Origin of the sequence: Microbacterium sp. LCT-H2, from assembly GCF_001866135.1 — a bacterium.
GTDB lineage: Bacteria > Actinomycetota > Actinomycetes > Actinomycetales > Microbacteriaceae > Microbacterium.
In genome coordinates this window covers 1-14854 of the sequence record NZ_MODW01000007.1, presented here as the reverse complement: position 1 = coordinate 14854, position 14854 = coordinate 1, and the positions used below count along the sequence as shown (strand labels likewise).

At 69.2% G+C, this 14854-nt stretch carries 11 protein-coding genes, 1 tRNA gene and 1 riboswitch; of the genes, 5 read left to right on the top strand and 7 right to left on the bottom strand.

What is annotated here, in order from left to right; all coding sequences use genetic code 11:
* Position 1: 1 nt before the first annotated feature.
* From BK819_RS14435 to BK819_RS14420, 4 genes are read right to left on the bottom strand one after another with little or no spacing between them, the layout of a single operon-like run.
* Positions 2 to 1387 (bottom strand): FtsW/RodA/SpoVE family cell cycle protein, encoded by a 1386-nt coding sequence (locus BK819_RS14435; protein ID WP_071329753.1) that lies wholly within the window; start codon positions 1385 to 1387, stop codon positions 2 to 4.
* Positions 1384 to 2688 (bottom strand): PP2C family serine/threonine-protein phosphatase, encoded by a 1305-nt coding sequence (locus BK819_RS14430; protein WP_071329752.1) that lies wholly within the window; start codon positions 2686 to 2688, stop codon positions 1384 to 1386. The genes BK819_RS14435 and BK819_RS14430 overlap by 4 nt, the downstream gene beginning before the upstream one ends.
* Positions 2689 to 2695: 7 nt before the next feature.
* A complete protein-coding gene (locus BK819_RS14425) occupies positions 2696 to 3214 on the bottom strand; it encodes an FHA domain-containing protein (RefSeq protein WP_071329751.1) in 519 nt (172 codons plus the stop codon).
* On the bottom strand, positions 3211 to 3936 hold the full coding sequence (locus tag BK819_RS14420) for a DUF3662 and FHA domain-containing protein (RefSeq protein ID WP_071329750.1): 726 nt from the start codon (positions 3934 to 3936) through the stop codon (positions 3211 to 3213). The genes BK819_RS14425 and BK819_RS14420 overlap by 4 nt, the downstream gene beginning before the upstream one ends.
* Before the next feature lie 145 nt (positions 3937 to 4081).
* Here BK819_RS14420 and BK819_RS14415 point away from each other — a divergent pair.
* The 3 genes from BK819_RS14415 to BK819_RS14405 all read left to right on the top strand — a co-directional run bounded on the left by BK819_RS14415 (position 4082) and on the right by BK819_RS14405 (position 11311).
* Positions 4082 to 4164: transfer RNA gene (locus BK819_RS14415), tRNA-Leu, on the top strand.
* A gap of 326 nt (positions 4165 to 4490) precedes the next feature.
* A complete protein-coding gene (locus BK819_RS14410; RefSeq protein WP_071329749.1) occupies positions 4491 to 10775 on the top strand; it encodes a GEVED domain-containing protein in 6285 nt (2094 codons plus the stop codon).
* A gap of 65 nt (positions 10776 to 10840) precedes the next feature.
* Positions 10841 to 11311 (top strand): hypothetical protein, encoded by a 471-nt coding sequence (locus tag BK819_RS14405; RefSeq protein WP_071329748.1) that lies wholly within the window; start codon positions 10841 to 10843, stop codon positions 11309 to 11311.
* Positions 11312 to 11317: 6 nt separating this feature from the next.
* Here the strand turns inward: BK819_RS14405 and BK819_RS14400 are convergent, their stop codons facing one another.
* Genes BK819_RS14400 through BK819_RS14390 form a run of 3 tightly spaced genes read right to left on the bottom strand, consistent with a single transcriptional unit; the run spans position 11318 to position 13206 of the window.
* A complete protein-coding gene (locus tag BK819_RS14400) occupies positions 11318 to 12472 on the bottom strand; it encodes a calcium:proton antiporter (RefSeq protein ID WP_071329747.1) in 1155 nt (384 codons plus the stop codon).
* A gap of 40 nt (positions 12473 to 12512) precedes the next feature.
* Complete coding sequence (locus BK819_RS14395) at positions 12513 to 12890, bottom strand: multidrug efflux SMR transporter (RefSeq protein ID WP_071329746.1); 378 nt, start codon at positions 12888 to 12890, stop codon at positions 12513 to 12515.
* A gap of 1 nt (position 12891) precedes the next feature.
* Positions 12892 to 13206 (bottom strand): multidrug efflux SMR transporter, encoded by a 315-nt coding sequence (locus tag BK819_RS14390; protein WP_062637676.1) that lies wholly within the window; start codon positions 13204 to 13206, stop codon positions 12892 to 12894.
* A 165-nt stretch (positions 13207 to 13371) separates the two neighbouring features.
* Positions 13372 to 13435, top strand: a riboswitch (guanidine-III (ykkC-III) riboswitch).
* A 130-nt stretch (positions 13436 to 13565) separates the two neighbouring features.
* On the opposite strand from BK819_RS14390, the gene BK819_RS14385 reads away from it, so the two are divergent.
* Both BK819_RS14385 and BK819_RS14380 read left to right on the top strand, forming a co-directional pair.
* A complete protein-coding gene (locus BK819_RS14385; RefSeq protein WP_071329745.1) occupies positions 13566 to 13823 on the top strand; it encodes a hypothetical protein in 258 nt (85 codons plus the stop codon).
* Positions 13824 to 13897: 74 nt separating this feature from the next.
* The coding region (locus tag BK819_RS14380; RefSeq protein ID WP_143049322.1) for a cytochrome b at positions 13898 to 14854 on the top strand (957 nt) is incomplete at its 3' end.

Here is a 14854-nt window from a genome sequence, read left to right as displayed (position 1 = left end):
GTCAGCCGATCACCACCCGGGGCTGACGGCGGACGCCGTCGGAGATGCGGAGGAGGAGTGCCACGATGAGCCAGTTCGCGACGAGCGACGAGCCACCGGCGGCCAGGAACGGGGTGGTCAGACCGGTCAGCGGGATGACCCGCGTGACACCGCCGACCATGATGAACACCTGCAGCGCGATGGTGAACGACAGGCCGGTGGCGAGGAGCTTGCCGAAGTCGTCCTGACCGGCGAGACCGATGCGGACGCCGCGGCTGACGAACACCATGTAGAGGCAGAGGATCGCGAAGAGCCCGATGAGGCCGAGCTCCTCGCCGAGGCTGGTGATGATGTAGTCGCTGTGCGCGAGCGGTGTGATCTCCGGGCGACCCTGGCCCCAGCCGGTGCCGATGAGCCCGCCGCGGGCGAGCCCGAAGAGCCCCTGCATGGGCTGATAGCCGGCGCCGTCCGGGTCGACCTTCGAGGAGTCGAAGAGGAACAGCCAGTTGACGAAGCGCCCTTGCACGTAGCTGAGGATCTGGGACGCGGCGGCGACGCCCGCGACCACGAGGCCGAGACCGATGAGCACCCAGCTCGTCTTGCCGGTGGCGACGTAGAGCATGGCCACGAACATGCCGAAGATGAGCGTTCCGGTGCCGAGGTCGCGCTGGACGACGATGATGCCGAGAGAGACGAGCCAGACGACGAGCACGGGTCCGAGCTCGCGCATGCGCGGCCAGGTGATCCCGAGCACTCGCTTTCCCACCGACGTCAGGCTCTCCCGCGTCCGCACGAGGTAGCCGGCGAAGAAGATCGCGAGGCAGATCTTGGCGAGCTCTCCGGGCTGGAAGGCGAACATGCCGCCGAGCGAGACCCACACCTGCGCGTTCGCATCGGGGATCCGCAGCCCGGGAACGAACGGCAGGAGCAGCAGGAGGATTCCGGCGAGGCCGAAGATGTAGGTATACCGGAAGAGGATCCGGTAGTTGCGCAGCAGGATGACCACCGTGATCGCTCCGGCGAGGGAGATGGCGGTCCAGGCGAGCTGTTTGGTGGAGTAGGCGTTCCACCCGGTGTTCGCGAAGGCGATGTCGATCCGGTAGATCATCGCGACGCCGAGTCCGGTGAGCAGCGTCGCGATCGGGACGACGAAGGGATCGGCGTCGGCTGCCACGAAGCGCAGCACGATGTGGAGGGCGAAGGCCAGAGCCGCCAGCCCGCCTCCGATCGCCAGGATCATCGGGTCGATGGTGCCGAGAGCGCCGAGCTGGACGAGGGTGAGGGCGGCGCCGCTGATCGCACAGGCGAAGAGGAGCAGCCAGAACTCGCGGTTGCGCTGCGTCTGCGGCATGCGCAGGCGGCGCAGAGCCTTGATGACCGTGGTGTCGGCCTGGACGTCGGTGCTCACCCCGCACCTCCCGAGGGCGTCGCGCTCGGGGAGGGGAGCGGCGTGGGCAGCGGGGTCTGCTCGATGATGTTCGCCTCGGCGCCCGTGCGGAGACGGTCCACGATGGCCATGGCGTCCGAGAGCGAGCGCGCGCTGATGGTGCGCTCGACCGAGGCCCGCTGATACGGCGGCAGGTCGGCGAGGAGGATCTCGGTGTCCTCGACCGGTGTCGAGAGCGTGATCGGACCGATGTTCTGCTGCACACCCTGGAAGATCACGACGCTGTCCTCATCGGCGCCGATGAAGTAGCGCGTCTGCGTCCAGCTGTAGGCGGCGAATGCGGCGAAGCCCAGCATGGCCAGCGCCACGAGCGTTCCGGCGATCCAGCCCAGCCGGCGGCGCTTGGCGCGACGACGGTCCTCCTCGATCAGCTCCTCGAGATACTCGGGTGCCGGCTCGAAGTGGCTCGGCTCGTTCGCGGCCTGGCGAACCGGGTGCAGCCAGTTGCTCCGCGGGGCCCGCACCGGCGGCACGTAGACGCCCGACGGGTTCGATGCCGCGCCGACGATCGTGGCGGTGCCGGAGTGGACGGGGTGCTGTCCGCCCACATCGACGATCACGATCGTGACGTTGTCGGGGGCGCCGCCGTCGAGGGCCTGCTTGAGAAGGTTGTCGGCTGTCCGGCCGGGGGCGAGACCGAGCTGCATGGCCTTGAGGATGCGGGCCTCGTCCACGACGCCCGAGAGGCCGTCGGAGCACAGCAGCCAGCGGTCGCCGGGCTGCGCGTGCATGACGAACATGTCGAGTTCGGGGTCGGCGTCCATGTCGCTCAGCACGCGCATGAGGACGGAGCGCCGCGGGTGGTACCTGGCCTCCTCCGGCGTGATGCGGCCGGAGTCGACGAGGCGCTGCACGAAGGTATGGTCGGCCGTGATCTGCGTCAGCGCATCGTCGCGGTAGAGATAGATGCGGGAGTCGCCGATGTGGCCGATGACGGCGTACTCGTCGACCATGATGATGGCGCTGAGCGTGGTGCCGAGTCCGGCGAGCTCCGGGCGGTCCTTGGCCGCGCGGATGAGGTCGCCGGCGGCCGTCGTGGCGGCGGCCTGGAGGGCGGCCTGCGCGTCCTCCGTGGAGGAGTACGGCTGGTCCAGCGGCTCCATGCGCTGGATGGCGATGCTGGAGGCGACGTCGCCGCCCGCGTGTCCGCCCATGCCGTCGGCGACGACGAACAGGTTCGCCCCGGAATACCCGGAGTCCTGGTTGTTGGAGCGGACCTTCCCGGTATGGGAGATCGCGGCGCTCGAGCCTTCGAAGACCATGCCGGCGTCAGGCCCTCAACTCGAACGTCGTCGCGCCGACCTTGACCGGGGTGCCGAGGCTCAGGGAGACCGGGCCGCCCGTCACCCGCTGGCCGGCGACGAACGTGCCGTTCGTCGAGTCGAGGTCCTGGATCGCCCAGGTGTCGCCGCGGAGCAGGAGCCGGGCGTGGTGGCTGGAGGTGTAGTCGTCGCGGATCACGAGGGCGGATTCGCTGGAGCGGCCGATCGTCATCGCGTCGGAGCCGAGGGGGAGCTCGAGGCCCGCCTTCGGTCCGGAGGTGATCACGAGGCGCTTCGCCGTCGCCACGGTCGCGGGGCCGGTCGACGGTCGTGCCGACGAGGGACGGGGCGGAGCGGCCGGTGCCGCAGCGGCGGCAGCCGGTGCTCCCGCGGTGGCCTCGGCGGGGAGCTTGCGGGCGCGCACCCCGAACAGATCGGCGCGCAGGGAGTAGACGACCCCGAACACGAAGAACCACATCAGCACGAGGAAGCCGATGCGGAGCAGGAGCAGGACCAGTTCGCTCATCCGAGGGCTCCGAACACGCGGGTCGCGTCGTCGTCGGGGCGAGACGACCGCGACGGGGTGGCGACGGGGACGATGCGGAACACGAGATCGGTGCGACCGATCGTGATCGTGGTGTCGGAGGGGAGGGCGGCTTCGCGGAGCTTCTGCCCGTCGACCTTCGTACCGTTCGTGGACCCCATGTCGCGGAGCATGGCGCGCTCGCCGTCCCAGAGGATCTCGGCATGACGACGGCTCGAGCCCGCGTCGGCGATGGTGATGTCGGCATCGGAGCCGCGGCCGATCACCGTGCGGGCACGCGTGAGGGTGTGCCGGCGTCCATCGACGTCGACCACGGCCTGCCAGCTCACGCGTCCTTCGACGGTGCCCGAGGTGACGCGGACGGTGCCGGTGGCGACCTTGTCGTCCGCTTCGAGCGTGATGGTGAGGGGACCGGCGAAGCTGTAACCCTGGGACTTCGCGTGCTTCGTGAGGAGCGCGTGCAGCTCGTCCGTCAGAGCGCCGCCGAGCCCGCGCATGCGCTCGGCGTCGTCGGGGCTGAGGCGCACGACGTAGTTGTTGGGCGTGATGATGCGGTCGCGGCTCACCACGGCCGCAGTGGTATCCGCCTCGCGTCGCAGCGCCGAAGCGATCTCCACGGGCTGGATGCCGCTGCGGAAGGTCTTCGCGAACGCGCTGTTCACTGCGCGCTCGAGACCCTTCTCAAAGCTGTCAAGTAGTCCCACTGGGCTCCTCTGGCATGCCGACCGGTAGGGACATCGTAGCCAGGTGACCTGGGGGAACGCCGCCGACGCCCCTTCCCGAGGTGTGCAACGAGGCCGAAAACGCGTGATATCCTCGGAAAGTTGAGTTCTTCGGAACGAGACGCTCGCGCGAGTGGCGGAATGGTAGACGCGCTGGCTTCAGGTGCCAGTGTCCTTATGGACGTGGGGGTTCAAGTCCCCCCTCGCGCACAGCGAGACATTCATGAAAGAGTCGGTCAGAATCTGACCGACTCTTTCTGTTTTCCCGCAAACGTCCGCGGCTGACCGGTACTTCCCCGTCCGACCAGTGACATACGTCCTCATCCTTGGTGGATGGAAGTGGCTATGGAGATTCCGCACCTTTCGCCCTACTCTCAGCGATAGCTCAGTTCGGAGGGGTGGGGGAACTGGGCACAGAACAGGGGAGCGTCATGCTGTTTTCGCAGCAATCGAGTCCACAGCGCGATGAGCCACAGCAGGACCGGAGAAGACGACGGCGGCTGCTGTCGCCGCGGCGACCGTGGGCGGTCGCGACAATGCTCGCCCTCGTGCTCGGATCGCTCGTCGCGCCGGTGCTTCCGGCCACAGCTGCGCCTGGCGACCCGGCGCAGCTGTACCTCGGCGTCTCGTACGAAGGGACGACGATCGGCTCCGACAAGGACTTCAACGCTCCCACGGAGTGCCCGGCGAACTCGGTGCTCACCGGTGTGCAGACGGAGAACCGGCAGAACGTCAGTCCGACGAACTCCAATGCGATCCTCGTGCGGTTGAGCCTGCAGTGTGCGACGATCACCGTCTCGAACGCCGGCACGATCACCCCGGCGGTGAGCCCCACATGGCTCACCGGGCCCACCTACGATCAAGGGCGAGGAGACTTGCAGACCGCGGTGTGCCCGGCGAACACCGTCGTCCACCGCATCACAGGCACCACCTTCGTCGGCGACGGGACGAACCGGTGGCCCTCGTCGGTGCAGATCACCTGTCGGCCGCTCGTGCTCACCGCGACGGGTGAGCTCCGCATCGACCTCTCCGCCACGCCGACGGTCCTTACGGCGGGCGAGAATCTCAACACCACCGGCGGTCTCGATACGCCCACTCCGCAATGCGGGCCCGGGGGCACGACGGGGGTGAGCGACATCCTCGTCCGCGGCTATCGCGCGCAAGGTGGTGGCGAGGGCATCGACGGATTCACCCCCTCGTGCACCACGATCGCTGACGACTTCGGCGACGCCCCGGCGAGCTACGGCTCGGTATCGCAGGAGTTGAACGCGGCGACCTACCTCGGCTGGTCGGCCGACGCCGAGACGTCGATGCAGTCGAACGCCTCGGCCACCGGCGACAACGTCGTCGGGGGAACGGCTCCGAACCAGACCATCGATGATGAGACTGCGGTCTCGGCGTTCGGAGAGATCATCGCGGGTGTGACGGGCTCGTACTCTGTATCGGTCCTCGCGTCGAACAAGCTGTCCGGACTTCCGGCCACCCTGGTCGGTTGGGTCGACTTCAACCGCAACGGTGTCTTCGACGCCACGGAAGGGGCATCCGTGGTCGTGCCGGCGGGCACTCCCGACGGATCGTCGTTCACCCTCACCTGGTCGGGCATCGCCCCGCAGACGGTCGCCGGACAGACGTTCGCGCGATTCCGGATCGGCGCGGGGTCGACGCTGACCACGTCAACGCCCACTGGGACCGGCGGACCGGGAGAGGTGGAGGATTACGCCCTCACGATCACCGCAGCCGCTCCGGTCCTAGAGCTCACCAAGACGGCCACCCCGACGACGATCACCGCGGCCGGCCAGCCCGTGACGTACACCTTCGCCGTCTCGAACACCGGCAACGTGGCGATCTCGGACATCGGGATCGATGAGACCGCATTCAGCGGCACCGGGACGATCGGGGCCGTGACCTGTGCCGCCACCGCCCTCGCGGTGGGGGAGAGCACGACATGTTCGGCGACGTACACGCCGACGCAGGCCGATGTCGATGCGGGGACCATCACCAACACGGCGGTCGCGACCGGCACCTCGGCTGCCAACACTCCGGTCGAGAGCACTCCGAGCACCGCGGTCGTCACGGCGACACGCAACACCTCGCTGACCGTTCAGAAGTCGGCCACGCCGTCCGGTCCGGACGACTTCGTGGTCGGCCAGGTGATCGACTACTCCTTCATCGTCACCAACACGGGCAACGTGACGGTGACGAACGTCTCGATCGACGAGACCGCCTTCGACGGGTCCGGCTCGCTCTCGCCCGCCGTGTGTCCGTCGACGCCGCTCGCGCCGGGGGCGCAGATGACCTGTACGGCCACCTACACCCTGACCCAGGCCGACGTGGACAACGGATCGGTCAGCAACACCGCCACCGCGACCGGCGTGCCGCCCGGATCGCTCGTCCCCCCGGTCTCCCCGCCGTCGACCGTCCGGGTGCCGGTCGACCCGGCACCGGCGATCACGCTCGAGAAGTCTGCTGACACGACGGCCATCACGGGTGCGGGTCAGACCATCGCCTACTCCTTCCTGGTCACGAACTCCGGGAATGTGACGCTGACCGACGTCACCGTGGATGAGGGCGCATTCTCGGGTACCGGTCCGCTCGACGTGACGTGCCCGGCCGGCGCGGCGTCACTGGCCCCGGGGGCACGGGTGACCTGCACGGCGACCTACACGGTCACAGCAGCCGATTACAACACCGCCGAGCTCAGCAATACGGCGACCGCCACCGGGACCCCACCCGAGGGCACCCCGCCGGTGTCGCCGCCGTCGACGGTCGAGATTCCGGTCACGCCCGCGCCCGCACTGACGGTCTCCAAGACGGCGGACCGCACCGAGATCACCGCAGCTGGTCAGACGATCACGTACTCCTTCCTGCTCACCAATACCGGGAACGTGACCCTCACGGACGTCGGCGTCGACGAAGTGTCGTTCTCCGGCACCGGGACACCGCCTGTGGTGACCTGCCCCGCCGGTGCGGCATCGCTCGCTCCCGGTGGCACGGTCACCTGCACGGCACCGTACGTGGTGACCCAGGCTGACATCGACGCGGGACAGCTGACGAACACGGCCACGGGCACGGGCAACCCGCCCGGAGGTGGTGAGCCGCCGGTGTCACCACCGTCCACCGTCGTGGTGCCGGCCATCGAATCGCCGGCCATCACGGTCGTGAAGTCGGCCGATCCCGCCACCGTGTCGACGGTCGGCACGCCGATCACGTACTCCTTCTTGGTGACGAACACAGGCAACGTGACGCTCACCGACGTGACCGTGACCGAGACGGCCTTCACGGGGACGGGAACGGCGCCGGCCATCACCTGTCCTGCAGGTGCGGCGTCTCTCGCGCCCTCTGGGCAGATCACCTGCACGGCGACGTACACCACCACGCAGGCTGACATCGATGCGGGCCAGATCACGAACACCGCGACGGCCACCGGCACACCCCCCGGGGAGACCGAGCCGCCGGTGTCGCCGCCGTCGACCGCGATCGTCACGGTCCCGCCCGCCCCGTCCCTGACCGTCGCCAAGACCGCCGACCGGACGGAGATCACGGCCGCCGGACAGACGATCACGTACTCCTTCCTCATCACGAATACGGGCAACGTGACCCTGACCGATGTCGGCGTCACCGAGGCCGTGTTCACCGGGACGGGGACGCCGCCGGTCGTGACGTGCCCGGCGGGGGCGGCGTCGCTCGCTCCGGGAGCCACGGTCACGTGCACCGCGCCGTATGTGGTGACGCAGGAGGACGTGGACGCCGGTGGTGTCACGAACACCGCCACGGTGACGGGCAACCCGCCCGGTCCCGGCACACCACCGGTGTCGCCGCCGTCGACCGTGGTGGTGCCCTCGATCGAGTCGCCGGGCATCACGGTCGTGAAGTCGGCCTCTCCGAGCGCCGCGGCAGACTACGACGTGGGCCAGGAGATCACCTACTCGTTCGTCGTGACCAACACGGGCAACGTCACGCTGACCGACGTGACCGTGGATGAGACGGCGTTCTCCGGGTCGGGCGAGATGTCGCCGATCACCTGTCCGGCCGGTGCGGCGTCGCTGGCTCCGGGCGCACAGGTCACGTGCACCGCGACCTACACGCTCACCCAGGCCGACGTGGATGCCGGGCGACTCACCAACACGGCGACGGCGACGGGCACGCCGCCGTCCGGCGAGCCGCCGGTGTCGCCGCCGTCGACGGTGCAGATTCCGGGAGACCCGCAGCCGGCGTTGACGGTCGTGAAGTCGGCGGATCGGTCGACGATCACGGCTGCGGGGCAGACGATCACGTATTCGTTCCTCGTGACGAACACCGGGAACGTGACCATCACGGATGCGACGGTGACCGAGACGTCGTTCTCGGGAACGGGGACGGCTCCGGTGGTGACGTGTCCGGAAGCGGCGTCGTCGCTGGCGCCGGGCGCCCAGGTCACCTGCACCGCTCCCTACGTGGTGACGCAGGCCGATGTGGATGCGGGTGGGGTGACCAATGCCGCGACGGTGACGGGGAACCCTCCGGGTGGTGGTGAGCCGCCGGTGTCGCCGCCGTCCGAGGTCGAGGTCCCGTCCGATCCCCAGCCGGCGTTGACGGTCGTGAAGTCGGCGGATCGGTCGACGATCACGGCTGCGGGGCAGACGATCACGTATTCGTTCCTCGTGACGAACACCGGGAACGTGACCATCACGGATGCGACGGTGACCGAGACGTCGTTCTCGGGAACGGGGACGGCTCCGGTGGTGACGTGTCCGGAAGCGGCGTCGTCGCTGGCGCCGGGCGCCCAGGTCACCTGCACCGCTCCCTACGTGGTGACGCAGGCCGATGTGGATGCGGGTGGGGTGACCAATGCCGCGACGGTGACGGGGAACCCTCCGGGTGGTGGTGAGCCGCCGGTGTCGCCGCCGTCCGAGGTCGAGGTCCCGTCCGATCCCCAGCCGGCCATGACGGTCGTGAAGTCGGCGGATCGGTCGACGATCACGGCTGCGGGGCAGACGATCACGTATTCGTTCCTCGTGACGAACACCGGGAACGTGACCATCACCGATGCGACCGTGACGGAGACCTCGTTCTCCGGCACCGGGACCGCGCCGGTCGCCGAGTGTCCGGCGGGAGCGGCATCGCTCGCGCCGGGTGCGCAGGTGACCTGCACCGCGGAGTATGTCGTGACCCAGGCGGATGTGGACGCCGGGGGCGTGACGAACGCCGCGACGGTGACCGGCACGCCGCCGGGTGGTGGTGAGCCGCCGGTGTCGCCGCCGTCCGAGGTCGAGGTCCCGTCGGATCCGCAGCCGGCCCTCACCGTGGTGAAGACCGCCGATCGATCGACCATCACCGCCGCGGGGCAGACGATCACGTACTCCTTCCTCGTGACCAACACCGGCAACGTCACGCTCACCGATGTCGCGGTGGACGAGGGGGCGTTCACCGGGACGGGCACTCCGCCGGTCGTCACGTGTCCGGAAGCGGCGTCGTCGCTGGCGCCGGGCGCCCAGGTCACCTGCACCGCTCCCTACGTGGTGACGCAGGCGGATATGGACGCGGGACAGATCACCAACGCCGCGACCGTGACGGGCACCCCGCCGGGAGGCGGCGAGCCTCCGGTGTCGCCGCCGTCGACCGTCGTGGTCCCCGGCGACCGCACACCGGCGATCACCGTGGTCAAGTCGGCCACCCCCGACAGCCCCGATGCCTACGAGGTGGGCCAGGAGGTGACCTACTCCTTCGTCGTGACGAACACGGGCAACGTCACCCTCACGGACGTCACGGTGGACGAGGGGTCGTTCTCCGGGACGGGCACGATGTCCGACATCGTCTGCCCGGCGGGCGCGGCGTCGATGGCTCCGGCAGCGCAGATCATCTGCACCGCCACGTACGAGCTCACGCAGGCCGACATCGATGCGGGTCAGGTGACCAACACCGCCACGGCGACCGGTGTGCCGCCCGGCGACCTGGTTCCGCCGGTGTCTCCGCCGTCGCAGGCGCGGGTTCCCGCGCTTCCGGCGCCGGACCTGAGCATCGTCAAGTCGGCGACGCCCGCGACGATGACCACGGTGGGCCAGACGCTCCGGTACGACTTCGTCGTCACCAACACCGGCAACGTGACGCTGACCGACGTCGCTGTCGACGAGGGCGGCTTCTCGGGAACCGGCGACCTGTCGCCGGTGGTATGCCCGGAGGAAGCGAGCAGCATGCTCCCCGGCCAGACGGTGACGTGTTCGGCGACGTACACCACCACGCAGGCCGATGTGGATTCCGGGGCTCTCACGAACACCGCCACGGCGACCGGCACCCCGCCGGGCGGTGGTGAGCCGCCGGTGTCGCCGCCGTCCACCGTGCGGGTTCCCTTCGACGGGACCAACGGGCTCGACATCGAGAAGCGGGCCACCGCGGTCGATGTGAACGGCAACGGCCGCACCGACCCGGGCGACCGGGTGGAGTGGACGATCATCGTCACGAACATCGGCGCGCAGACGGTCGACGACATCGTCGTGACCGATCCGACCGCCGGTCCCGTGACGTGTCCGGCGACGAGCCTCGCCTCGGGAGAGGAGATGACGTGCACGGTGCCCCCGCACACGGTCACCGCGGATGACGTCCGCCGCGGCGGCGTGCGCAACGTGGCGACGGCCACCGGGAACACCCCCGGGGGACCCGTCGACCCGCCGTCGTCGCAGACGTTCACCCGCGTGCTGCCTCCGCCGCCGTCCGGACTCGCGGTCACCGGCGGTGTGCTCTCGGCCGGGGGACTGCTCCTCGGCGGGCTGATGATCCTCGCGGGTCTCGGTCTCGGACTCACCCGAGGACTGCGCCGCCGCGAAGAGGATCGGGAGCAGCAGTAACCGAGTCCGCCGTCCGCGACGAGTCGAAGGCACTCGTCGCGGTCGGCGGCACGAGAGGAGGACCCGTGTCTCGCAGAGCTCACGTCCGTCGGACGGCGGCCGCGCTGGTGCCGCTCGTGGCCATCGGGATCACGCTCGCCGCGTGCACCTCGGCGCCGGACGACCCTGAGCCCACGCCGACCACCGCGTCCGGTGCGCCGCAGATCCCCGGAGAGGACCCCGGCGTGGTCGCCGCGACGAGTGTCCCTGACGATGTCCGGGACAGCCCTGAGGTGCGCGCGGGAACGCAGATCACCTCCTGCGAGTCCGACGGCGGGACGGGCACGGCCACCGGTGTGGTCGGCAATCCGACGGACGAAGACGCCACCTACGTCGTGACGGTGTTCTTCACGACCGACGCGGCGACCGTGGTGGGGTCCGGCCAGACCACGGTCGACGTCGCCGCGGGAGAGGAGGAGAAGTGGACGGTCACCGCCGACTTCACCGCGCCGAGCACCACCCTCTGCGCCCTCCGCGGCGTCGGCGAGGCATCGTGAGGCGCGTCAGCTGAAGAGGATGAGGACGTAGACGGCGAAGGTCGCCAGGTGTGCGGCGCCGTGCATCGCGGTGACCCGCTTCGCCGCGAACGTCGTCACCGACAGCAGCAGCGTCACGCCGAGCATGAGGAGGTTCGCCGGCGACTCGGCGAGCACCACCTCCTGCCCGGTGAGCATGCCGATCAGGAGGACCGCCGGGATGGTCAGGCCGACCGTCGACACGAGCGCGCCATGGCAGAGGTTGTTCACGCGCTGCGCCTCGCCGTTCAGGGCGGCGCGGATCGAGGTGATCGACTCGGGGAGGAAGACGATGCCCGCGATCAGCAGTCCCGCCAGGGCGACGGGAGCACCGAGCCGGCCGAGACCGTCGTCGAGAAGGGCCGCCATGTCGTGCGAGAGCAGCACGATCGGAACGACGGTGACGACGAGGAGCACGAGGCGGGTCAGCACCTCGGCGCGGTGGGCCGCGAGCACCTCGCGGATGGGGGTCCGCGGTGCCGCCGCGCTCTGCGTCGCGCGGGCCCCCGACCGCAGCCGCTCGTCCACCTCGGTGAAGTCGTCGGCCTGCGCACCCATCTGCCGGAACAGGAAGAACGCGTAGAGGGCGAGGGTGAGCACGATGATCGGGATCTCCTGCCCGATCGTGTAGGCACCGCGGTCGCCGATGAGGCCGGGGAGCCCGAACGCCAGAGCGACGAGGACCACGAGCATCGACAGGTACGCCGACGTGCCGGTGCGGTTGTGCGCCATCCCCCGATGGCGGAGGCCGCCGAGGAGGAGGGCCAGGCCGATGACGAGGTTGAGGATGATCATCGACACGGCCATGACCGAGTCGCGCGCGATCGTGGCATGCTCGCCCGGGCCGAGCATGACCGCCGAGATGAGGATCACCTCGATCAGCACGATCGACAGCGTCAGCACCAGGGAGCCGTAGGGGTCGCCCAACCGGTGGGCGAGGGCCTCGGCCTGCTTCACGACGCCGAACGCGCACACGAGGATGACGGCGATGATCACGAGGAGGGCGACGACCAGGAGCGGTCCGGGCACGGGTGGCGCGAGCAGCGGGTGCAGGGCGAGCAGAGCGGCGAACGCCCCCCATCCCAGCGCCACGCGCAGCACGTCGGTGCGGGTGATGAACGACCTCATCGACGATCCGGACATGGAACGCTCCTCGACGACAGGGGCCGTCCCCGGATGATCCTTACGTCAGGTCGTCCTGCTCGCAGCGCTGCGCGGGTGCGCAGACTTCGATCGTACGCGGTGGCGTCTTCACGAGCTTGAGTCCGATGACGGCCGTCACGATCCCGGCGATGAACACGGCCTTGCCTGCGGAGAAGCTCTCCCCACCGGTGAGCATCGCCCAGGACACCGTCAGCACTGCCCCGAGACCGACCCACACGGCGTAGGCGGTGCCGATCGGGATCGACTTCATCGCGGCGCCGAGGCCGATCATGCTCAGCGTCAACGCGCCGAGGAAGACCACTGTCGGCAGCGGTTTCGAGAAGCCGGCCGAGGACCCCAGGGCCGTCGCCCACACGGCTTCGAGAACGGCGCTGATCAGGAGGATCACCCAGGCCATCTCAGCTCACCACCTTCAGTCCGACCACGCTGGCGACCAGCAGCAGCAGGAGCAGGATGCGCGGGAGCGAGGCCCGCTCCTTGCCGGTCACCATGGCCCAGAGGACGGTGAGCGAGGCGCCGATCCCCACCCAGACCGCATAGGCCGTTCCCGTCGGCAGGTCGTTCATGGCCCACGCGAGGCCCACCATGCTCAGGGCGAGGGCGACGAGGAAGAGCACCGTCGGGCGCGGCTTCTTCAGCCCCTCCGACGCGGACAGCGCGGTCGCCCACACCGCCTCGAGAACGCCGGATGCGACGAGGATCACCCAGGACATGACGACTCCTTCTGCGAGTCAGTCGTCGTGTGCGGGTACTGCTCCCTCGTCCGCTGCTCCGGGTGCCGGAGTCCTCCCAGGGTAGCCTGCGAAGCACAACACCACCTGTGCAGACGGGCGATGGTCGTGGTTGGCGACGGCGGCGCGCTCTCTGCTACGGTGGCCGCAGGTTCGCAATCCGAACCTGCGGACGAGGGCGCAGTACCCGCAGAGCGACAAGACTGACCAAGAAGGTCGTCTCGTGTCGCATCTCGCCGGTGGAACCGCCCCCGCAGCCTCCGCCTCTCCGTGCATGCCGGCCTTCTCGGTGCCTCGCCCTTCCGCCGACCGCATCGCCGCATCCTCGGAAGGGAGGTTCCGTGGACGCGCTCTTCGGAACGATCATCGGGCTGGCCATCCTCACCGTCATCCTCGGGCTGGCGCGTGCCTTCGCACGCGGATACGACCACGCCGTGCGCTACGACGAGCTGACACACGAGCGGCTGCACGCCCTGACGGAGGGCGACCTGGCAGCGCTCGAGATCCGCGATGTCGACGCCTGGCTCGAGCTGCGCCGGGTGGAGCGGCGGATGACGGCTCTGCGCGCACGCGCGGCAGCCGTGCGCAGCGAGCGCTGACTCGCGTCGGCCCGTTCCCCGACACCACCCAGACCCCGACCACCCCCTGACCGATCCCGAAGAGGACACGCATCATGGCCACGACCGACACTCGCGACCAGACCGAGCCCGATGCCCCGCCGAAGCGGGGTACGCGCTTCGTCGGTGCCGCGTCGAACTACATCGACGAGCGCACCAGCATCTCCGGGCTCGTGAAAGAACTCGGTCGCAAGGTGTTCCCCGACCACTGGTCGTTCATGCTCGGGGAGATCGCGCTCTGGGCGTTCGTGGTCGTCTTCATCACCGGCACGTTCCTGACCTTCTTCTTCCAGGCGTCGATGGTGCCGACCCACTACACCGGTGCGTACGCCCCCATGCGGGGCATGGAGATGACGGCCGCGTTCGACTCCGCCCTCCGGATCTCCTTCGACATCCGTGGCGGACTGCTCGTCCGACAGATGCATCACTGGGCGGCCCTGGTCTTCGTCGCGGGCATCGGACTGCACATGCTGCGCGTGTTCTTCACGGGCGCGTTCCGCAAGCCGCGCGAGCTGAACTGGGTGATCGGCTTCGTGCTGTTCATCCTCGCGATGGCCGAGGGCTTCACCGGCTACTCGCTCCCCGACGACCTGCTCTCGGGTAACGGCCTGCGCATCATCGACGGCATGATCAAGGGTCTGCCGCTGATCGGCACCTGGACCTCGTTCCTCCTCTTCGGCGGCGAGTTCCCCGGCACCGACATCATCGGCAGGCTGTACACGCTGCACATCCTCATCCTGCCGATGCTGGTGATCGCGCTCATCGCGGTGCACATGCTCCTGATGATCGTGAACAAGCACACCCAGTTCGCCGGCCCCGGCCGCACCAACGCGAACGTCGTCGGGTACCCGATCATGCCGGTGTACGCGGCGAAGATGGGCGGGTTCTTCTTCCTGGTGTTCGGAGTGATCGCGGTGCTGGGAACGTTCTTCCAGATCCTCCCGTTCTGGATCTACGGTCCGTATGACCCGTCCCCGATCTCGGCCGGCACCCAGCCGGACTGGTACATCGGG